Annotated in this window: 22 protein-coding genes and 1 tRNA gene; 16 read left to right on the top strand and 7 right to left on the bottom strand. The window is 41.8% G+C overall.

Annotated elements, in window-relative coordinates:
• Positions 1 to 7: 7 nt before the first annotated feature.
• From ybfE to EXU30_RS19590, 3 genes are all read right to left on the bottom strand, one after another.
• On the bottom strand, positions 8 to 280 hold the full coding sequence (gene ybfE / locus EXU30_RS19580; protein WP_130602925.1) for a LexA regulated protein: 273 nt from the start codon (positions 278 to 280) through the stop codon (positions 8 to 10).
• A 7-nt stretch (positions 281 to 287) separates the two neighbouring features.
• The gene (locus EXU30_RS19585) at positions 288 to 509 is read right to left on the bottom strand and encodes a DUF2788 domain-containing protein (RefSeq protein ID WP_130602927.1); all 222 of its coding nucleotides are present in this window, start codon (positions 507 to 509) and stop codon (positions 288 to 290) included.
• Between the two features lie 129 nt (positions 510 to 638).
• Positions 639 to 1,421: an alpha/beta fold hydrolase gene (locus tag EXU30_RS19590; RefSeq protein WP_130602929.1), complete on the bottom strand. Its 783-nt coding sequence runs from the start codon at positions 1,419 to 1,421 to the stop codon at positions 639 to 641.
• 356 nt (positions 1,422 to 1,777) lie between these two features.
• Here EXU30_RS19590 and seqA point away from each other — a divergent pair, with 356 nt between their 5' ends.
• The 9 genes from seqA to EXU30_RS19635 all read left to right on the top strand — a co-directional run bounded on the left by seqA (position 1,778) and on the right by EXU30_RS19635 (position 8,936).
• Entirely contained in the window at positions 1,778 to 2,467 is a 690-nt protein-coding gene (seqA, locus tag EXU30_RS19595; RefSeq protein ID WP_130602931.1) for a replication initiation negative regulator SeqA, read from the top strand.
• 26 nt (positions 2,468 to 2,493) lie between these two features.
• Complete coding sequence (gene pgm / locus EXU30_RS19600) at positions 2,494 to 4,134, top strand: phosphoglucomutase (alpha-D-glucose-1,6-bisphosphate-dependent) (RefSeq protein ID WP_130602933.1); 1,641 nt, start codon at positions 2,494 to 2,496, stop codon at positions 4,132 to 4,134.
• Positions 4,135 to 4,244: 110 nt separating this feature from the next.
• The gene (locus EXU30_RS19605) at positions 4,245 to 5,219 is read left to right on the top strand and encodes an endonuclease/exonuclease/phosphatase family protein (RefSeq protein WP_130602935.1); all 975 of its coding nucleotides are present in this window, start codon (positions 4,245 to 4,247) and stop codon (positions 5,217 to 5,219) included.
• A 310-nt stretch (positions 5,220 to 5,529) separates the two neighbouring features.
• Positions 5,530 to 5,829, top strand: a complete 300-nt coding sequence (locus EXU30_RS19610; RefSeq protein WP_130602937.1) for a hypothetical protein — start codon at positions 5,530 to 5,532, stop codon at positions 5,827 to 5,829.
• 115 nt (positions 5,830 to 5,944) lie between these two features.
• The gene (locus EXU30_RS19615; protein ID WP_130602939.1) at positions 5,945 to 6,367 is read left to right on the top strand and encodes a hypothetical protein; all 423 of its coding nucleotides are present in this window, start codon (positions 5,945 to 5,947) and stop codon (positions 6,365 to 6,367) included.
• Positions 6,368 to 6,873: 506 nt separating this feature from the next.
• Positions 6,874 to 7,527 (top strand): AbiU2 domain-containing protein, encoded by a 654-nt coding sequence (locus EXU30_RS19620; protein ID WP_130602941.1) that lies wholly within the window; start codon positions 6,874 to 6,876, stop codon positions 7,525 to 7,527.
• A gap of 98 nt (positions 7,528 to 7,625) precedes the next feature.
• Entirely contained in the window at positions 7,626 to 7,979 is a 354-nt protein-coding gene (locus tag EXU30_RS19625) for a hypothetical protein (protein ID WP_130602943.1), read from the top strand.
• 115 nt (positions 7,980 to 8,094) lie between these two features.
• Positions 8,095 to 8,358, top strand: a complete 264-nt coding sequence (locus tag EXU30_RS19630) for an acyl carrier protein (protein WP_130602945.1) — start codon at positions 8,095 to 8,097, stop codon at positions 8,356 to 8,358.
• A 119-nt stretch (positions 8,359 to 8,477) separates the two neighbouring features.
• Complete coding sequence (locus EXU30_RS19635) at positions 8,478 to 8,936, top strand: DUF3291 domain-containing protein (protein ID WP_130602947.1); 459 nt, start codon at positions 8,478 to 8,480, stop codon at positions 8,934 to 8,936.
• A 222-nt stretch (positions 8,937 to 9,158) separates the two neighbouring features.
• Here the strand turns inward: EXU30_RS19635 and EXU30_RS19640 are convergent, their stop codons facing one another.
• On the bottom strand, positions 9,159 to 10,475 hold the full coding sequence (locus tag EXU30_RS19640) for an ABC1 kinase family protein (protein WP_130602949.1): 1,317 nt from the start codon (positions 10,473 to 10,475) through the stop codon (positions 9,159 to 9,161).
• 433 nt (positions 10,476 to 10,908) lie between these two features.
• Between EXU30_RS19640 and EXU30_RS19645 the strand changes: the two genes are divergently transcribed.
• The 3 genes from EXU30_RS19645 to EXU30_RS19655 are packed head-to-tail and all read left to right on the top strand — an operon-like array spanning position 10,909 to position 13,959.
• The gene (locus tag EXU30_RS19645) at positions 10,909 to 12,231 is read left to right on the top strand and encodes a DASH family cryptochrome (protein WP_130602951.1); all 1,323 of its coding nucleotides are present in this window, start codon (positions 10,909 to 10,911) and stop codon (positions 12,229 to 12,231) included.
• A gap of 11 nt (positions 12,232 to 12,242) precedes the next feature.
• On the top strand, positions 12,243 to 12,419 hold the full coding sequence (locus EXU30_RS19650; protein WP_130602953.1) for a DUF2256 domain-containing protein: 177 nt from the start codon (positions 12,243 to 12,245) through the stop codon (positions 12,417 to 12,419).
• A complete protein-coding gene (locus EXU30_RS19655) occupies positions 12,406 to 13,959 on the top strand; it encodes a cryptochrome/photolyase family protein (RefSeq protein ID WP_130602955.1) in 1,554 nt (517 codons plus the stop codon). The genes EXU30_RS19650 and EXU30_RS19655 overlap by 14 nt, the downstream gene beginning before the upstream one ends.
• 43 nt (positions 13,960 to 14,002) lie before the next feature.
• Here EXU30_RS19655 and EXU30_RS19660 read toward each other — a convergent pair whose 3' ends face one another.
• The 3 genes from EXU30_RS19660 to EXU30_RS19670 form a co-directional block, all read right to left on the bottom strand.
• Entirely contained in the window at positions 14,003 to 14,185 is a 183-nt protein-coding gene (locus EXU30_RS19660; RefSeq protein ID WP_130602957.1) for a DUF6435 family protein, read from the bottom strand.
• A gap of 11 nt (positions 14,186 to 14,196) precedes the next feature.
• A complete protein-coding gene (locus EXU30_RS19665) occupies positions 14,197 to 14,802 on the bottom strand; it encodes an HAD family hydrolase (protein WP_165399058.1) in 606 nt (201 codons plus the stop codon).
• Between the two features lie 466 nt (positions 14,803 to 15,268).
• Positions 15,269 to 15,345 (bottom strand) — tRNA-Val (locus EXU30_RS19670).
• A 46-nt stretch (positions 15,346 to 15,391) separates the two neighbouring features.
• Here EXU30_RS19670 and EXU30_RS19675 point away from each other — a divergent pair.
• The 4 genes from EXU30_RS19675 (at position 15,392) to EXU30_RS19690 (ending at position 19,431) form a co-directional block, all read left to right on the top strand.
• Entirely contained in the window at positions 15,392 to 16,351 is a 960-nt protein-coding gene (locus EXU30_RS19675; RefSeq protein WP_130602961.1) for a tyrosine-type recombinase/integrase, read from the top strand.
• A gap of 1,072 nt (positions 16,352 to 17,423) precedes the next feature.
• Positions 17,424 to 18,032, top strand: coding sequence for a recombinase family protein (locus EXU30_RS19680; protein WP_207234085.1), 609 nt, complete (start codon positions 17,424 to 17,426; stop codon positions 18,030 to 18,032).
• Positions 18,033 to 18,332: 300 nt separating this feature from the next.
• Positions 18,333 to 19,082 carry a helix-turn-helix domain-containing protein gene (locus tag EXU30_RS19685; RefSeq protein ID WP_130602965.1) on the top strand — a complete coding sequence of 250 codons (750 nt, stop codon included), beginning with the start codon at positions 18,333 to 18,335 and terminating at the stop codon, positions 19,080 to 19,082.
• Positions 19,083 to 19,221: 139 nt separating this feature from the next.
• A complete protein-coding gene (locus EXU30_RS19690; RefSeq protein ID WP_130602967.1) occupies positions 19,222 to 19,431 on the top strand; it encodes a hypothetical protein in 210 nt (69 codons plus the stop codon).
• Positions 19,432 to 19,434 lie beyond the last annotated feature (3 nt).

Below are 19,434 nucleotides of genomic sequence, written 5' to 3' on the forward strand. Positions count from 1 at the left end.
ATTCGAATCAGTTGTCGATTTGCTGCTGGAGAATACTCTCGATTAGCTGGCTTCGACTGATGTTACTGGCCAAAGCTTGTTGGTTCAAGGCGTCATACAAATCTTGTGACACCTTTAACTCTATTCGCTTTAAACCGTTTGCGCGATCGCGCTGAATTTGATTGCGTTTATTGATCTTTAATTGCTGTTCACGGGAAAGAGGATTACTTCTTGGTCTTCCTCTACGTTTCTCGTTGGCAAAAAGGTCAATTGTCGTTCTATCTGTTGTTTCTTTTGCCATTTAACTGTTAACCAATCCCTGAGCTTTCCCAGGTCATTTGGATAATGCCTTTAGCGACGAAGCCTGCACACCCAAGAAATAATACTAACCATACAATGTACTGACCAAACTTTGGCACATCGCCTTGTTTTAATACGTCACGGATTGCCATGCCGATAAAAAAGAAGATGGCAGCAAAGAAAAAGTTTAACCCAAGTGTTTCAATCTGTTCCATGTATTGGTTTAACATCGGGTGACCTTATATTCCTTTAAGCCTGAACAACAAGTACGGTGAAAAAGAGGCGCGAATATATCACATCGCTTAAGTGTCTGCTATTGATGCAAACTAAAAAACCACTGTGCTTGCTGAAAACCAAGGCTAATTGCTCTGATTTTGTACAAGAAAGTCTTTAACGATTCGGTTAAATATTTCTGGTTTTTGTGCGTGTAGCCAGTGACCAGTGCCATTAAGCGTTTTCGCAGCAACTTTTGGAAATTGTTCAATTATTTCTTGTCGATGCTCAGCGGTAACATAGTTGGAGTCACCGCCACGAACAAACAAGCAGGGTAACTGAAAAGGTTGCCAAGGCAACTGACTTTGCTTTGTAAATGGCCAACCAATAATGTCAGGATAACTTTGCTGTAAACCTGTCAAATTCATTTTCCATTTAAACCCGCCATCGCTACGCTGCAGGTTCTTAAGTAAAAACTGCGCCGTGCCTTCATCAATATTGTGCTCAAGCATGTGTGCTAGCGCACGTTTACGGTCGGTATCACTAAGATTTAATGAGTTTAATGCGCGAAATACATCGTCATGTCTTGGCTGATAAGCAACGGGCGCAATGTCGGCGACAACTAAACCGCTCACACGCTTCGGGTGCAGCAGTGCAATTGCCATGGCGATTTTGCCGCCCATTGAATGCCCCACAAAGTTGGCTTTTTCAATGTTTAGCGAATCTAACAATTCGATAAATGCGCTCGCGAGGTTAACGTAATCCATGTGCTGCCAATGAGTACTTAAGCCGTGATTGGGCACATCGACGCGGGTAACCTGAAAGTCAGACTCTAGGCTAATGGCTAAATTTTTTAGGTTATCAATATTGCCAAACAACCCATGAATGAGAATAACGGGTTGTCCTTGGCCGCGCGTTTCATAATGCATAGTTATCCTATACGTGTGTTCAGAGGTAAATTGTTTATTATTTTTGGAAGTAAATTTTGCTGCGGCGATTGTGTGCTAAACACAAGGTGAGATCAAGATCACAAGCTGTAGTTGGCGAGATTTATCTATCGCTAGCGATCAAGCTTGGCTTCAAATACCAAACTATTGCGCCGATAAAGCATGAAAAACGCTCAGTCATCACGAATATCGGTCAAGCACAAGGTATTTGTTTAATTTACACTTTATTATCACTATCAGCTTGTCTTACACTAACTCGATAAGCGATCGCATGGCGATCTCACAAATTAATCAAAATTAAGATCCATCCTACCCTAAGGCCAAAGGAAATGACTGAGATGAAATACATCGAAATTGATGAAGAATTATATAGTTTCATTGCGAGTAAAACAGAGCGCATTGGTGAAAGCGCCTCAGATATTCTTCGTCGCTTATTAGGGTTAACTGTTGAAAATATCGATCAACAAAGCAATGTCCATATAAGCCAACCAAGCCTAGAAACCAAACCGCTGTCAAATGAAGAACAAAACGCTTTGTTTAACAAAGCGAAAGAAGCGGTAGAAAAGCTAGTGAGCACTAAGCATATTGCTGATGTAAAAGAGCCGCAAGGCAACACGGCTGAACAAGTTGCTGAAGTCACATCACCAGCTGCGGGTGAAGAAACAACAAAGAGCAATATTGTTGCTAGCAGTAATGATTTTGCAACAATCGTCAACGAACATCTCATTGCACAGCAAAAAGGTGCCGTCGGGCGTTTTATGTTTTTATTACAAAGCCTGGCACAAGTTGCCGGCGATAGTTTTGAGCAAGTTTTGCAGGTTCAAGGCAAAGGGCGCTTGTATTTTGCTCGATCAAAGCAAGAGTTATTGGCGGCAAGTCAGTCTGCTAATCCTAAGCAAATTGAAGATACAACATATTGGGTTACCACCAATAACAACACCGCAAAGAAACGCAATATTTTAAAAGAAGTGCTATTGCAGTTAGGTTGTGATGAAAGCGTAGCGTTATCGATCGTAAAACATATTTAGTAGAGCATATTTAATAGGAGCAATTTGTGGCAGTACACAATAGAGCAGGGACGCAAGCTACTCAGGCTGATCTAGTTAATATTCCAAAGCTAATGAGCCTTTACTATCGCAATATTCCAAATGTAGAAGACGCGACGCAAGCGGTGAGTTTTGGTACTTCTGGTCATCGTGGCAGTGCACTTAACTCAAGCTTTAATCAAAATCATATTTGGGCAATCACCCAAGCCGTGGTTGATTACCGCAAGCAGGCCGACATTAATGGCCCAATGATTGTGGGCTTTGACACCCACGCGTTATCTTACGCAGCGTATTTGTCAGTGCTTGAGGTGTTAAGTGCTAATCAGGTGCAAGTGATTGTTCATCAAGATGATGGCTTTACTCCAACGCCTGTTATTTCACAAGCCATTGTTGCCGCCAATGTAAATGCACAAGCGTTAACTGATGGTCTAATCATTACGCCATCGCACAATCCACCACAAGATGGCGGCATTAAATATAACCCGCCTCACGGTGGCCCAGCAGAAGGCGAGATCACCAAGTGGGTCGAGTCACGCGCCAACGAGTATCTTGCTAAGCAACTAAGCGGTGTCACTAAGGTTAACTATGGTATTGCCGCGACAATGCCGTGGATAGAATCTCAAGATCTTATTGCGCCTTACGTGAATTGCTTGAGCGATGTAATCGATCTAGATGCGATTGCTAAAGCAAATATCAAGATAGGTGTTGACCCATTGGGCGGCTCAGGTATTTATTACTGGCAGCATATCGCTGAAACATACGGTTTAGACATTACTCTTGTGAACGACGCTGTAGACCCAAGTTTTGGTTTTATGACCTTAGATAAAGATGGCAAGATCCGCATGGATTGCTCATCACCTTATGCTATGGCGGGACTACTTGCGCACCAGGATGAGTTCGATATTTGCCTAGGCAACGACCCAGACTACGACCGTCATGGCATTGTTTGTCCGCAAACAGGCTTAATGAATCCAAACCACTTTTTGGCGGTCGCAATTGATTATTTGTGCCAATATCGCCCGCAATGGTCAAAGGAATTAGGTATAGGTAAAACCCTAGTTTCAAGCGCCATCATTGATAAAGTCTGCCACAAGCATCAACGCGAGTGTGTTGAAGTACCTGTAGGCTTTAAGTGGTTTGTTGATGGTTTAGCCAATGCAACACTCGCATTTGGCGGCGAAGAAAGCGCCGGCGCTGCATTTTTAAAGCGTGACGGGACAACCTGGTGTACCGATAAAGACGGATTCATTCTAGCGTTATTAGCTGCCGAAATACTCGCAGTCACTGGGCAAACACCCGCGCAGCGCTATGCTGAACTTGAGCAAGAGTTTGGTCAGTGCTTCTATAAACGTATCGATAGCCCAATTAGCGCTAAGAAGAAGGCTAAGTTTGCCTCGCTAACTCAAGAGAGCTTTGTTGAAACTGAGCTAGCGGGAGATGAAATAACCGCTGTGTTAACTCATGCACCTGGCAACGGCGCAGCCATTGGCGGCGTTAAAGTCACTACGGCTAATGGCTGGTTTGCTGCAAGGCCTTCAGGTACCGAGGCTTTGTTTAAGCTGTACGGCGAGAGTTTGGTATCGAACGAGCATCTAGAGTTGCTACTTGAACAAGCACAGCAAATGATTGATGCAGCGTTAAAACGTTAGTCATACATAAATTTATGTTAAAGCCTTCCATTGGAAGGCTTTATTTTTTACCACCTAGGTCTTACAGACTACATATATCAAACTATTCATGCGAAAGGCTTAATAAAATAATGATAAAAAGAACACTGATTGCACTGCTCCCTGCCATAGCGCTTATTGGCGGATGTGCTGACACACAGAATGTTGATAGTAATGCTGAAATCAAGCTAGCAACCTGGAATATCGCCTGGCTTAGCTCTCACGAATACAACCAAAGAGCTGAGGCGGATTATGCTGAATTAGCTCGCTATGCAGTTCAGTTAGACGCTGATGTTATCGCATTGCAAGAAGTAGAAGGGCAAGAATGGGCGCACAAGGTTTTGGGCGATCAATATGACTATTATTTCTCGACTAAAGACTGGGTACAGCGAGTTGGCGTCGCCGTACGCAAATCTGCTGGATTACAAATCGATGCGATAGAATACAAAGCACTCGATGTCGGCCGTGTTCGTTATGGTATGGACGTGACTATCAGTAGAGGCGGTAATGAAGTGAGACTGCTTGCGGTGCACTTAAAGTCAGGTTGTTTTGATAAGTCGCTAGAGCAACAAGCGATAGCAGCTATGCCAAATACCGATGAGAAACAGCAAAGGCGCAAGATAGCGTGTGAAGTGCTAAGTAAACAGGTGGAACCACTAAAAAATTGGATTGATGCCCGCAAAACGGAGCAAACACCATTTATTGTATTAGGCGATTTTAACCGCAGATTCTCGCAAGATATTGCCAATGAATTCACGCCAGAGCAGGGCTTATGGCAGGCATTAAATAACCAAAATGCTGATAATGAGCCTAGTCTTTCCTCAAACGAAAGCGGCGACAAAAGCGCAAATAAGAGTCAGTTGTGGTCACCTACATTAACCCAAGACTCAAAATGCTGGGGCGGTTACTACAAAGACTACATTGACCACATCGTGTTTGATAGCAACGCTAAAGCCAATTACGTCAAAGGTTCTTTTGAGCAGCTGGTATTCGAAGGTGAGTACTCTAGAGAGCTTTCTAATGCGCTAAGCGATCACTGTCCAATTTCGGTCGATATTCGCTTATAGGCTTTTTATAAGTAGCTTGAGTTTTTATTCGATTTGAACCAGCCTTGCGATAACTGTGTTTTTATACAGTATTATTGGGTTTAGCCACTTTTTACTGTTTTAGAGACGTGTCGTTTGCGCGTTTTCACTTGTGAGTAATGAGAATATAGCCGCTTTTCAGATGGTTAATCTCACTTGTGCTGACAAAGCGAGCAAGATAAATGCGCATGCGCGTTTTTCAGACTGGTGTATTGAATAAAATTTAAGTAAGCTGAATCAATTCAATAATTTAGTGGTGCGCGTTTTTACTGGTCTGACATGGTAAACGCGCATGCGCACTATACAAATGTTATATGCTATGAAGAAAATATTGCCTCACATTGAAATCGGCCTAGATCAGTACGGTGCTGTAAAAGTAAGTATCGAAGATTATGAACTTTTCGATTTTATTGACGATTATGTAACTGAAACTTGCGATCTCGATTGGGAAGATAAGACTGTACATACTAATGCTCAAGGTGAAGTTCATACAATGTATTTCAATTTAAAACATAGCTTAGAGCAAGTTGAAAGTTCTTTATCAAAATTAAGTGTAAAAGAAATAAATAAAATTTATGCATTAAACAATTAAGTATGCATGATTCGCATATAACAAGCTGTTTAATCGGGACTTTTTATAGCCTGCTGAGTTCCGCTTCGCTACACATTTTAGCAGGCTGATAAAAAGCCCCTTAACAGGGCGTTAAATGGCAAAAGATGGCATGAAGACTCTTCAACAGAAAAATGATGAACATTCGAAGTTGATAGCTAAGGAAAGGCATAGTGCGCTCTATTTGGCTTTGTCACTATTTCCAATATTTGTAATTTTTGGTTATGACTTCTACCAAGGGTTGGTTGGTGCAGAATCTCTTGGGTTTCATCCAGCACTTGTTGTGTTTGGTACTTTGCTCTTTGGTTTACCATTTCTAGTAATAGGGCAAATGCTCATACTTCCATCTTTGCTCAAGTTGACCTTATATGTATTTATTCAGATCCTCTTCGCCTCATTGTGGTTTCTTGATGGATTATTATGGCTTGCATTAATTCCGCTTATTGTAATTTTTGGCATACTACAGTACCAATTGCCGGAGATCCGGAAATCTGTAGAACAGAATGAAAATGCCACTTAACAAGCTGCTAAACTGAGATTCACCAAGGCTGTCATGCCATTTGCTGAGCAAATCGCCCGCCAGCACTTGGTTCACTTATTAGCAGGGCGTTATACGATTTGGAAAGTTGGGTGTATTCAGTGGGTGAGTTGAGTGTTTCGGCTCGGTTTAGTTTGCATTTTATCTGTTTGCAAACTCGCACAATTTAAGTTTAATCGTTCGCTTTAAGTGAGATTGGGTCGCGCTGTGAGTTTGCTGTTAACGCAATCAAGGCGTGTGCTGAAACCTCGTCACATACAAGTAGATGAAAGGTCAAAAATTAATTTTTGTTCGCGTAGTTAGTTAAGTGGCAAGGTTTGTTGTCATATTTGAAGTTTCGGTTTTAAATGGTTGTGTTTGTGCAAGAAATTTATAATCGTATAACAAGGCGCTCAAGATGGATTCGTAACGCGTGCCGACTCGCATTCGCTCAGACATGGCACGAGTTACTCACCACTTAGCTTGGCGTTATGATTCTGAGGAAGTCAATGAGTAACGATAAAGTAACTACTAGTACCTTTGATGACTTCGTCAAAAGGTTTCCTGAGATGGCGCATCTTGATCCTATGAATCAAATAGATTTTAGCTTATCTGATATAAACCAAAATGAACTACAAGCTCTTAAACAATACTTCACAGGTATATGTACTGATTTAACACTTTATATGCAGTTATTTTCACAAGAAGCCAATATAACTGAATTAAATAAATTTAATGGCTTTGTTTTTTCTCGCTTGCAGCGAGCTTACCTTGAAAGAATATGCCTTAAAGTTGCTACTCTTATGGATCCACCTAAGAGTATGGGTAACGAAAACTTGTCTTTGCGTAGATTTATCAATCAAACCAAATCCTCACTATTACAAAATCAATTTGATCTATTGTATGAATTTTACAAAAATTCAGGTATCAAAGATTGGCGCAACAAAGTACTAGCCCATGCAGATCTATTAACTTTATCTGGTGAAAACGAATTAAATGTAAATTTCACAAACCAAGAAGTTGAGGCGTTTGTTGCAGATATACAGGGTTTTATTGATTGGGTGACTAACCCGAAGGTGCAAACCGACCATCAAGTTGTTTTACCCAGAGATGTAGATGGGTATTCATTTATGCACAAAATAAAATCGCAAAACGAATCATAACAAGCCGTTTAAGGCATGGACGTCTAACGCGTGGCTGACGTTCGTTCCTCACGATTATAGCCACGCATTATCCGCCCCTTAACGGAGCGTTATATGCCATGAGAAAAGTCGACGTAATTACTAAAATTCAAGCTTCTCTTGATAGCAGTGAGCCTCAGATTATTACTCCGAAAGGTAAAACTTATGAGGAGCATATTGAGCAACTCGCGAAGCAATTACTTCAGTCTGTTATTGAGCCGGTCTCTGTAAAAGTCACCTCTACAATAATTGAGGATGCTGACTTTGACACGTTCAGAACAGCAACTGTTTGGGGTATAGCTAGATCAGGCGTGAACTGGTTGTTAACTGTCGAAGGAAAGCAGGAATTTGCACTCGCATTTGGTGAAAATCCTTTAGATTTAAAGCTACATGGTTGTTCATCAAGTGATGCTCTAGCAGAGTGGTGCAGCTAGGCATATAACAAGGGGTTCAAATAAGCGGACACGTAACAGTTGGCTCGGTTCCGCTTCGCTACACATTTTAGCCAACTATTACTTAGCCGTTTAACGCGGCGTTTGGTGAATAAGCATGGGATTAGAGACAGTCGAAATTCTAATACAAATTGAAGAAGAGTATGATATTTCAATTCCAGATGAAGACGCCTATTTACTTGGAAAAGTAGGTGACTTAGCTCTATATATCGTTAATTCGTGTGAGCAAAACAACGGTGTTCTTATCGAAATAGAGCCGGTTATAGCTTACTTAAAGAGGATTCTGCATGAAGACTATGGAGTTCCGTTAGAGCAAATTACATTAAAGTCACATATTGTAAAAGATTTAGGGCTTGATTAAACACTCACCTAACAGGGTACTCAAAAGGACGCAAAACGCTTGGCTCATTCTCGTTACTCGCAAGTATTGCCATGTTTTATCCGGCCCTTAAGCGGACGTTAGGCATCAAGGAGGATTTAATGCACCTAGCACAGTTAAATATAGCTAAAGCCAAATATTCATTAGACGCACCTGAAATTAAGGAATTTGTAGATAATTTAGATCCTATTAATCAGTTAGCTGAATTTAGCGATGGTTTTATTTGGCGGTTAAAAGATGAAAGTGGCGATGCTACTGATATTCAGGCTTTTGAAGACCCAAATATTATTGTAAATATGTCAGTGTGGAAATCTGTTGATGCACTGAAAAACTTCATCTTTAGAACTCACCATCGAGATTTTCTTCGCCGTAAAAAGGAATGGTTCGATAATATCCCAACGGATAGCTATGTATTATGGTGGGTTCCTGAGGGGCACATACCGTCAATAGATGAGGCTTTAGAAAAGCTAGAGTATCTAAGGGAAAATGGAGATACACCACGAGCTTTTAGCTTCAAAAGTAATTTTACAGCGGTAGATTTTCTCGAAAAAGAAACCTAACACACATGAACCTTCTGCAGTCTGCGATAGTAATAACATGGCATGTTACTACTATCGCTAGATGGATTTCGAGGCTGATGAGAAGTGATGCCTCGGTATGCAATAAGGTTCTTTCGTAATTAAACTGGGGTGGCCATATTGGCCTTATGTTGAGTGGTTTAGTCAAGCTCGTTCACTACATACAACATACCTATGTTCACACGCCTCGAGAAAGTTGATCCTCTACAGCACATACGCCTGAAACAAGCTGTGCACGTTGACTTTGGCTTTCAGCTTTACTGCCAATAAATAAATGCCTGCTATCTTGCGATGAATAAATACAGCATCAACTGGTGGAGTATGCCATTGGTGTTTTTGTTGTTTTATTGCCAAGCCTTTGGTTTTCACCCGTGTTGCTAAGTTACTTGATGCAAAGTCATATTCTTGGTTAACGCGAAGAGGCTCACATGCTAGCTCAAAAATATCCAACACGTCGTCGAGGTAGCTTTGATCGATTGCTGAACCAAAAAAGCCGATTTGCTTGGCGGCAACCTGCATTGCCTGTTTATCTTTTTGCACAGCGGCATTCATGAGTGAACGATATCCCTTGGAAATGGTTTCTGGGATTGCTCTTGTGGCGCCGAAGTCTAATAGACCGATTGTTTCTGTGTGTGGTTGATATAAAAAGTTGGCAAAATTTGGGTCTGTTTGCATCAATCTGAAATCAAAGAGTTCCTGTAGAAAAAGTGCAATTAAATTGGCGACGATTTTGTTTCTTTGCTCTGCAGGATAACTGACTGCTTCTTCGATTTTGATCCCTTCAACAAAATCCATCACTAGTATATTTTTGTTTGATAGTTCAGATACGACCTGAGGTAGTGAGAACTCATTGGTGTTGATATGGGTCTGGTACTTTGCGATATAGTCTGCTTCAAGATGATAGTCTGCTTCATTTTGCAGTTGATACTTTGCTTGCTCTAGCAGCTTATCCATTTCTAGATGTTTGGGTAATAACCCTGATAACTTGAGTAACACCGCAACATTATCAATGTCGCTGGCTATGGATTGTCGCACACCAGGATACTGAATCTTAACAGCCAATTTTTTACCGTTTTCTAAGTGGGCTAGATGTACTTGTCCGATAGAGGCCGCGGCAAAGGGTCTTAAATCAAAATGAGAAAATCTGTTTAGCCAATCTTTGCCCCAATTTTCATCGAGTATCGCCTTGAGTTGCTTGTGTAGCATAGGCGTTGCGTCAGATCGTAAGCGAGCAAGAATATGACTGAGCTCAGGCGAAAGTAGTTCTCCTGCATCCATGGATAACATTTGCCCTAACTTCATCGCTGCACCACGCAGATGACCGAGCTGGTTGGCAACATGTTCGACGTTATCTGGCGTTAATAATAAACGACTTCGACTCACCTTTTTGCCTTGGGTTAGTTCCTTAGTGCCATCTACAAGCATGTTGCCAACGATTTTGGCAGTTAAGCCACCAAATTTACCTAACCTTGCTAAACGCGAAGAGGGGATTTTAGATTGGGTCATTTTAGGGTTCGACATGTATTTACCTTGATTGCTTATAGCGTTTCACTTGGTACTTAATACGTTGATGCCACGATAAGGTTTAGCTTCAACTTCGCTAATTTAAAAAACTTAACACTCGCTTTTAGCGTTTATTTTGCCTTTTATTCTAAAAGTCCTTTAGCGCAGCGTCTCAATAATAACTTGCTGAGATGACCACTTTTACTCATTGTACCGGATTTTGCTGGTGGCGATTTGGTTGGCGCTTAAAAGATACGTCCTTTGCTGCAGTGATGCCATCAAGTAAATACATATTATATTCACGCATTCAGCTTAGGTATTACGTTTGCTTGATTAAAGGCAAGTAGCGTCGCTCAACAGTCGCTTATTAGATAGCGTTGAACTATCAGGAAGTTGGGTTCGTAATGCACGTTATTGGTGCTTAACTCCTGGATTAAGAATTTATTAAACAATGAAAAACGCTTTGTACTGGTTCAGTCACGACCTAAGAATTGTCGATAATAAAGCCTTAACTATCTGTTCTCGAGCTCAGTCGTTAACTTGCGTTTATGCAATCGATGATCGTTTACTTCAACAAGACAATTATCAGTGTCAGTATTTGGGGTGTAAACGTTGGCGATTTCTCCACGATTGCCTTGTCGAGCTGCATACCGCGCTCGGTGAGGTTAATCAGGGCATTAAGGTGTTGTATGGTGATACAGTGGCTGAGATTAGTAATATTATTAACCAGGCAAGCATTGATACGCTAATCATTTCCAGACAGTTTGGTTTTTATGAGCTACGCATTCTGAAAGCTGTGATAGCGAGAAATCCTGACATCGATGTTATAGAGGTTGATAACTATACTCTTTATTGTTCGAGTGATACTCCTGCGTTGATTGACAAGTTGCCAAAGCAATTTACGCCCTTTAGGCACAAGGCGAGCAACTTTTCTGTTCCAAGGTTGGAGCAACAAATCGATATACTGCCTTCTTCGGTTATTCCCTATGAAACATCACTTGTATTCCCCGCTAATTTGGCAAATCAATTAACCGCTTCAAACCACTCATTAACCAAGTTTATTGGCGGCGAGCGTGCGGCTTCAAAACAGTTGACTCGCTTCTTTGAAAACGGGCATGCAGATCACTACAAACAAACTCGTAACTCATTGGATGGCTGGGATAACTCCTGCAAATTTTCTCCCTGGTTAGCGTCAGGTAGCTTGTCACCTCGTCAAGTGTATTGGCATTTAACTCAATACCAAACAGAACATGGTGTTAATAATTCAAATGAGTGGATTTATGTTGAGTTACTGTGGCGAGAATACTTTCAATGGGCCGCACTGCAGTTAGGTAAGCAATTATTCAAGTTTCGTGGGCGGAATAAAAGTAAACCCTTAACCAGTTTTTACTCGGAGCGATTTGTATCTTGGGCTCAAGGGAACACAGCGTTCCCGCTGGTAAACGCAATAATGCACGAGTTAACCGAAACAGGGTATATAACAAACCGGAGTCGTCAAATCGCGGCGAGCTGCTTAGTGAACGAACTTGCAATGGATTGGCGATTTGGCGCTGCATTTTTTCAACAACATCTCATTGATTACGATGTAGCCGTTAATTGGGGAAACTGGCAGTACATCGCTGGAGTAGGGTGTGACCCTAGAGGCGGTAGGCATTTTAACCTAGATAAACAAGCCGTGTGTTTTGACCCTGACGCAACTTATACTAAAAAGTGGCTAGGAAACAATGTATCCATAACTGATAGTCTCGATATAGCTGACTGGCCAATTGCTTGATGTTGGTGTGTATGAGTCATAAGCCTAGTAACAAAAATCAACTCTATAAAATTTGTCCAGTGTGCCAACGGCGTTTTGACTGGCGTAAAAAATGGCAAAAAGTTTGGCAAGAGGTGAGGTATTGCTCAAAACGTTGTAGAGGTAATCGTCAAATCATCAATAGGAAAGGCACAAATGAAGCAGTTTAAACGGATTAGATTGATTCTTGGCGATCAACTTAACGCAAGTCATTCCTGGTTTAGAGAAGTCGATAATAGTGCCCTATATTTAATTGCTGAGCTGTCGCAAGAAACCAGTTACGTAAAGCATCACGTGCAAAAGGTTTGTGCGTTTTTTTCAGCAATGGAGCAGTTCGCTAAAGCATTGAGTCAAGCGGGTCATCAAGTGTGCTATATGACCTTAGATGAAACTTGCCATTATGCTGATTTACCTGCTTTGATAAATGCGCTACTCATAAAACATCAGTGTCAGATTTTTGAATACCAACAACCGGATGAGCTTCGCTTATCCGCACAGTTAATTAGCTTTGATTTGCCCTCTGGTGTAGTTCGTCACCAAGTAAGTAGTGAGCATTTCTTACTTTCTCACGAAGAACTCTTTACACACTTTTCGCCCAGTAAACACCATCGTCTAGAAAGCTTTTATCGGAAAATGCGAAAGCGTTTCAACATATTGATGGATGATGGTGGCCCTTTGGGAGGGCAATGGAACTTTGACCAAGAAAATCGACAAAAACTGAAACCTGTTGATATCGAAAATTTGCCCGTGCCATTAACATTCGCTAATGACGTGAGCCACATCTTAAAGCGGTTGGACAAACATCAAGTGTCGTTTTTTGGCAAGGCTGAACCAGAGTTATTGTGGCCAGTAACTAGGAAGCAATCGATCGCTTTACTCAACTTTTTTTGCCAACATTGTTTAGCTAATTTTGGTCGGTTTCAGGATGCAATGACTGCAAAATCTGAGCATAAATGGAGCCTCTATCACTCGAGATTAAGCTTTGCATTGAATAGTAAAATGATAAGTCCTGCGCAAGTTATCTCAGTGGCAATTGATGCCTTTAATCAAAATCAACACAAGATATCATTGGCACAAGTTGAAGGCTTTATCAGGCAAATTCTTGGCTGGCGCGAATATGTCAGAGGAATATATTGGGTTAATGGCGACAGTTATTCCAACACCAATGCCCTTAATGCTACTCGTAAACTTCCTAATTGGTTTTGGACCGGTAAAACACAAATGCGTTGTCAGCAACAAGCGATAGAGCAAAGTTTGACTTATGGATATGCTCATCATATTCAGCGATTAATGGTGACAGGTAATTTTGCGTTAATAGCAGGTATTGAGCCAGATGAAGTTGATGCGTGGTATTTAGGTATTTATGTCGACGCGATAGAGTGGGTAGAGCAGCCCAACACTCGAGGTATGGCGTTATTCGCTGACGGTGGCCTGATTGCAACTAAGCCTTATGCCTCCAGTGGTAACTATATCAATAAAATGAGCGACTATTGCCGGGAATGCACGTACGACGTAAAAGATAAAACGTCTGATAATAGTTGCCCGCTAAACTCGCTCTATTGGCACTTTCTGCAACGCCATAAAACTAGATTTGAACATAACCCTCGAACTGCTTTGACCTATAAAAGTTGGAACCGACAAAGTGTAGAGCAACAACAAGCTATTCTTTCCCGTGCTGAATACTTACTTGAGAATCTCGATGCGCTTTAGGGCTTATCGAATAAGTGGCTAAGGCCCTAGGTAGCGTTAACCATTATTGCTGGTTTTTGTTCTGTTTAAGCTTTTGAATTTGCTTATCAAGGTTATCTGCATCAAGTGTTAACTGAGAATACTGTCTTATATCACCTTTTCTTTGTGCATTCATAGCTTGCTCGAGTATAAGATCTAGCTGTTTCTCGAGTTTTTTAACAGGATCAGGTTTTAAAAAAGAAAACATGGAATTATCTCCTAGAGACGGCGAGCAGAGTGCCAGTAGTTGTCGAGGCGTTCTATAAATTCATCATAGTGAGCAAAACTAAAGTGGGCCATCTCGCTGTATTTAGGGGCAGGGGATGTACCATTTGAAAACCAAGCGGCGTGCATGTTGGCGTTTAACGCTGCCTCCAAATCATAGCGAAAATCACCCACATAGATGCAGTCTTGTGGCTTAATCTGCCAATCGTTTGCAATGCTGAGTAAGGCATCTGGTGCAGGCTTCGGCGGTGCGTCCTCTCGAGTGATGACTTTATCGACCTTTATACCTGTACGTTGCAGTTTGATTTGTGTTGCTTGATTTGAATTTCGTGTGACGATTGCCAACTTGATACTGTTACTAGCAAGTTCAGCTAGGACTTGTTCTACGCCTTGGATAATCGTAGCTGACTCTGCGTCTCGCATTTCGTGACCGTAGATTATCTTTTCGGCCTCTAAACGTGCTGGCAGAGGTAAGTTTTGGGTAAATTTAAGGATGTCATTTCCCGGCGGACAGCCAATTTGCTCACGAATTGTAGCGAAATCTAGGTTTGAGCTAACTAAGGTGTCATCTAGGTCAAATATTAAAGATTTAGGTTTCAATAGTTTGCTCTCTATTATCGTGGTCAGTGTTTCAAGGATGCGAGATTAAGTTAGCATCGTACACTTATACGCAAAAGCGTGCTTTTAGATCAGAACATGCGATCATGCGTTGGTTGATTGCGATGTGCTATTTGCAATGAGCCTTTTAAACTAAGAGCAAGCTAATGTTATGGCAAAACCAATCACCTGCTTACGCTTGCCAAAGTTTGTATTTAAAGCAATGTTGTCGAAATAGATGCAGTATAAAAATGTATAAAGGTCATGAGAGCAGCGACTGAATGGTCAGTGTAACGGGAGAGCCGTCAGTGATACCGTTGGACTGCTGTTATCAACTTTTTACAAGACAAGTAAGGTATTGATTCGCAGATTAAATATGAAAATAATTAATCAGGACTGTTTTGTGGATATCTAGCAAAAGAGACAAACCAATCGAAATGTAGAGAGAAATGCTGGTATTCTTAGAGAATGGTACAACCGAGTGGATTCGAACCACCGACCCCCACCATGTCAAGGTGGTGCTCTAACCAACTGAGCTACGGTTGTATATCGTGCTTGGAGAACGGTGTGCATAATACAGGAACTGTGCACAATGGCAACTATCAAGGCACTCCCATCGGGCAATTATCGAGCACAAGTACGTCTAAGTGGTCACAAACCAACCAGTAAGACATTCAGCACACATGACGAGGCTCTAGCATGGGCTAATCAACTCGAGCAGCAGTTACGTTCTGAGGTTAAACCTGTAGACGTATCTGTTAGCTCAATCGGTACAATCCTATTGAATGAACTCAAAGCATCGACCAAGGATAAATATCAGTACAGACTTAAACCGTTAGTACAATACTTTGGTTCACGTCCGCTTGATGTATTCACAACACAAGATTTAAACCAATACATAAAATATAGAGCTGTATCTAACGGTACAGTACGCGCAGAGTTGCAGTATCTATCACGCTGCATGAAGTACGCTAGAGCTCAAGGCATGATTAGCCGTGAGTTAGATATCTTCAAGGATTACAAGTTACCCAAGGCATCAAAGCCAAGGGATAGAGTCCTGACCGAAAAGGAGTACAACCGTATCCTTATGGACATTAGCCCTAAGGTTATGCCTATCGTTGTTATCCTATGGGAAACTGGGATGCGAAGAAGTGAGGTACTTAGTATCACAAGGGATTGTATTAACTGGGATGATAAGACGTTGCATCTAGCGGATACTAAGAACGGAGAGGCTAGGGACGTACCGTTAAGTACTAAGGCAGTGCAAGTCTTGAATGGCGTAATTCAAGAGCTAAACCGTCTAGGGTACACTAGGCAACATCTATTTGATTTAACCGCTTACAGCGTGTCACAGGCGTTTAGACGTAGCTGCGATAGGCTAGGTATCAAGGGAGCAGTCCTGCATAGCCTGAGGCATACAGCATGCACTAGATACGCTAAGAAAGGTTTATCAATACCACAGCTCCAAGCAGTATCAGGCCATAAGGATTACAGGTCTTTACAGAGGTACACGCATGTACAAGCTAAGGATGTAGCCAGAATTCTAGGGTAGTCCCAAAGGCATTATAGTATCTTATGGTCACCCAGAGTTAGTGCACTAGGCTTTATATTATTTGGTGAGATAAAAGGGCTAAAAAGATAGCCCTTAGTTCAAAGTTTTACTTAGTAAAAATCGCTGCGATAAAGGCCTGTACTGGCTCTGAATTCACTCCAGTGACAATACCTATCTGACAGGTTAATATAAGTAATCTTTTCAATACCCCAAAAAACCACCTGATTAAACCAGATAAACCACCAAAGCATTTATCATGCCAACTGTTGGGTTTAACTGGTCTGATTTCTAGGGTGCTATGTTTGGGGTAGAATCGCGAGTTGTAAATAAGTACTAATTTACATGTAAACAATCTATGTCTCATTAAGTACCTCCTCAAGGTCTGTTATATAGATAAATTAATAAGGCGAGCATGCCAGTGCTCGCTTTGTTGTGTCTGAAATTCAGACTATGTACATATTAACATATCTATAAAATCCCCGCTAATCACCCCAGATCACATGTAAGATCATGATTTATCAGTAGTATTTCTTAATATCTTTTATATTCCTATCATTCAGCAAAACAACTGCTTAAAATTTAAGCGTTTATTCGATCGGTGCATGATGATACTGTTGGCTCAAGAGGCCGTAGTTTAATTGGTTCTGATTTCTAAAATAATTTAAAAATGCGTGGGGGTATACAAGCCAAGGCATCGCGCAATGTCCCCGTACACCCTTTACATATCACACTTTTAGCATGTACTTGTTACTATTCCGTTATCAAAATCGCGTAACCTGCTGTACTGACTTCACACCATCACCAACAAATCACCACATGCACTAACGCTCTCGACGTTTACCCTGCTGAAACAACTGGGGCGACTAACCCAGCACAGAAAGCACTCAGTCAGAATGACCGTACGTATATGGTCATAACCTACAGCACACATCACAAAGTTATCATATCTGTATGCATTTAGAGTTGACCTCATTTAAAGCATACGCCACAATGAGCACACACAACCAATAGCACACGAGGTCACGCTCTTTGTGACCGAGTAGAACACAGGTGGCACACAATGGATAACAGCATGAACGAACACCATGAGACACACGCGTATATCAGGGTATCAACCAAGCAGCAAGGCTACGAGTCACAGCAGGAGGCCATCAAAGCCTATGCAGACAATAAAGGGTTAAGCGTTGATAAGGTATGGACAGAGACGATTACAGGTACATCTAAAGGTATTGACAGGCCAGAGCTAAAGCAGTGCCTTAACAGGTTGCGCAGAGGTGACACATTAATCGTATGGTGGATAGACCGATTAGGTAGAGACTACAGTGACACGGCCAGCACTATCAGGGCATTGCTTGACCAAGGCGTCAACATCAGGACTGTGAACCAAGACCTTACCTTTACGTCAAGCACGAACACACAGCAGAAGATGCTCAATGACCTGATGATTACCTTATTAACAGGTATGGCAGAGGCAGACCGAGTGAATAGACTGGCATCAGCACAGGCAGGCAGAGACGCACTGAGTAAGCAGCAGTGGCAAGAGAAGTTCAAAGGCAGGCAAGCAGACACAGCACTGCATGAACGCATCAGAGAGCTACGTACAGACGGCGTGAGCATACGAGGCATAGCGAAAGAGCTAGGTTGCAATCCAAGCACCGTTCAACGTGTTCTCAAGGCGTGATTTATCTGAATCTCCAGCTTTCACAGTGAGTCTTTCCACGGTCAACTTTTAATTCCCACACCTTACTAGGAAAGACTCGACTGAAATCTACATTGATAGCCAAATAGTCTCCTCCAATAGAATCTTTTGTTAACTCTTGGCTAACTCTTGGCTAACTCTTAATTAACACTGATTACTAGAAAGAACTCTAGCCGTATCGGTATAGAAAGATAGCAGCTAGCTCAATCCAATCAATCTAATCAACCAATCCAATCATTGAACTAATCATCATAACTAATCCATTCAACAGGAGGGCTACTCGTGTCCGTACATAAATTAAAAGCAGCCATACGTAAGTCCTTGAAGTCAGGAGCAGCACCTAAGACTGTAGCGCACATCCATGGTGTATCAATCCAAGATGTACAAGCTATCCAATCAGAATCAAGAGGCTCTAAAGTACAGGCTCGTAAACGTGCAGAAATCAAAGAGGTTAATGACCTCAAGAAAGAACAGCGTGAACGACCACGGGATGAGGATGAGCAGTACGCACCATTCAGTCAGAACCAATTCAACTTAACTATCAAAAAGGTTTATGACGAATTAGCAGTGGGTAGCAGCCCAGCAGTGCATACGTGCTTAGGCTTAGCAGGTGTACCAGAATCAGACCAACCAGCAATCGCTAGACGTGAAGTGCCAAGGATGAATCGAGCAGCGTGGGACGCTAACAGTAACCATCCAGAGGCATTAGCTATGACAGCAGCAAAGTACAGAACTCGAACCGATAAAGCAGATGCTTGTAATAAATCAGTTAGCCATATGGTCAAGAGCATCCAAGAGAAACATGGTCGATTGAAATCATTATGTGAATTACAGAATGAGATACAGCAGATGCGTAAAGAAATGGCAGAGCTTCAAGCATTCAAACAATCAGCAACGGTTAGATTGAATGACCAAGACTGGAAAACTCAGGCACTTGCTATGTCAGCAGATGGTATTAGGCCAATAGATATCAGCAGGCAGTTAGATATCAACGTCGGCACAGTCCGCTCATTTCTTAGTCGCTCTAAGTAGCGTTGCACAAAGCGTTGCATTGCAACGGTAAATCAGCAGTTATCCCTTATATATAAGTATATAAGCTACGTGATAATACTTGGTCTACCGTTGCAATATGAACGTGAACATTTAATTAAATACATTCAAGGTAAACACTATGACAGAACGTAAGTTATTACAGCGAGCACAAGAGATATTGAATCATCCAATGCTAGATGATTACACAGGCCAAGAGGTTAGGCAGGTATTGCATCTGGCTCTAACTATGACAGACGAGCAGATGCGACAGTACGAACAGGTCGAGCAGGCTCACCAGTACGAACTAGAGCAGCGTCAGTCGCACTACACCTGCCGTCACGACAGCTAATCA

Origin of the sequence: Shewanella maritima, assembly GCF_004295345.1 — a bacterium.
Classification (GTDB): domain Bacteria; phylum Pseudomonadota; class Gammaproteobacteria; order Enterobacterales; family Shewanellaceae; genus Shewanella; species Shewanella maritima.

Bases quoted from the DNA above. Each gene is read 5' to 3' on its own strand.
- ybfE (WP_130602925.1), bottom strand. From the start codon at position 280: ATGGCAAAAGAAACAACAGATAGAACGACAATTGACCTTTTTGCCAAC.
- EXU30_RS19585 (WP_130602927.1), bottom strand. From the start codon at position 509: ATGTTAAACCAATACATGGAACAGATTGAAACACTTGGGTTAAACTTT.
- EXU30_RS19590 (WP_130602929.1), bottom strand. From the start codon at position 1,421: ATGCATTATGAAACGCGCGGCCAAGGACAACCCGTTATTCTCATTCAT.
- seqA (WP_130602931.1), top strand. From the start codon at position 1,778: ATGAAATACATCGAAATTGATGAAGAATTATATAGTTTCATTGCGAGT.
- EXU30_RS19605 (WP_130602935.1), top strand. From the start codon at position 4,245: ATGATAAAAAGAACACTGATTGCACTGCTCCCTGCCATAGCGCTTATT.
- EXU30_RS19610 (WP_130602937.1), top strand. From the start codon at position 5,530: ATGCGCACTATACAAATGTTATATGCTATGAAGAAAATATTGCCTCAC.
- EXU30_RS19615 (WP_130602939.1), top strand. From the start codon at position 5,945: ATGGCAAAAGATGGCATGAAGACTCTTCAACAGAAAAATGATGAACAT.
- EXU30_RS19620 (WP_130602941.1), top strand. From the start codon at position 6,874: ATGAGTAACGATAAAGTAACTACTAGTACCTTTGATGACTTCGTCAAA.
- EXU30_RS19625 (WP_130602943.1), top strand. From the start codon at position 7,626: ATGAGAAAAGTCGACGTAATTACTAAAATTCAAGCTTCTCTTGATAGC.
- EXU30_RS19630 (WP_130602945.1), top strand. From the start codon at position 8,095: ATGGGATTAGAGACAGTCGAAATTCTAATACAAATTGAAGAAGAGTAT.
- EXU30_RS19635 (WP_130602947.1), top strand. From the start codon at position 8,478: ATGCACCTAGCACAGTTAAATATAGCTAAAGCCAAATATTCATTAGAC.
- EXU30_RS19640 (WP_130602949.1), bottom strand. From the start codon at position 10,475: ATGTCGAACCCTAAAATGACCCAATCTAAAATCCCCTCTTCGCGTTTA.
- EXU30_RS19645 (WP_130602951.1), top strand. From the start codon at position 10,909: ATGAAAAACGCTTTGTACTGGTTCAGTCACGACCTAAGAATTGTCGAT.
- EXU30_RS19650 (WP_130602953.1), top strand. From the start codon at position 12,243: ATGAGTCATAAGCCTAGTAACAAAAATCAACTCTATAAAATTTGTCCA.
- EXU30_RS19655 (WP_130602955.1), top strand. From the start codon at position 12,406: ATGAAGCAGTTTAAACGGATTAGATTGATTCTTGGCGATCAACTTAAC.
- EXU30_RS19660 (WP_130602957.1), bottom strand. From the start codon at position 14,185: ATGTTTTCTTTTTTAAAACCTGATCCTGTTAAAAAACTCGAGAAACAG.
- EXU30_RS19675 (WP_130602961.1), top strand. From the start codon at position 15,392: ATGGCAACTATCAAGGCACTCCCATCGGGCAATTATCGAGCACAAGTA.
- EXU30_RS19680 (WP_207234085.1), top strand. From the start codon at position 17,424: ATGAACGAACACCATGAGACACACGCGTATATCAGGGTATCAACCAAG.
- EXU30_RS19690 (WP_130602967.1), top strand. From the start codon at position 19,222: ATGACAGAACGTAAGTTATTACAGCGAGCACAAGAGATATTGAATCAT.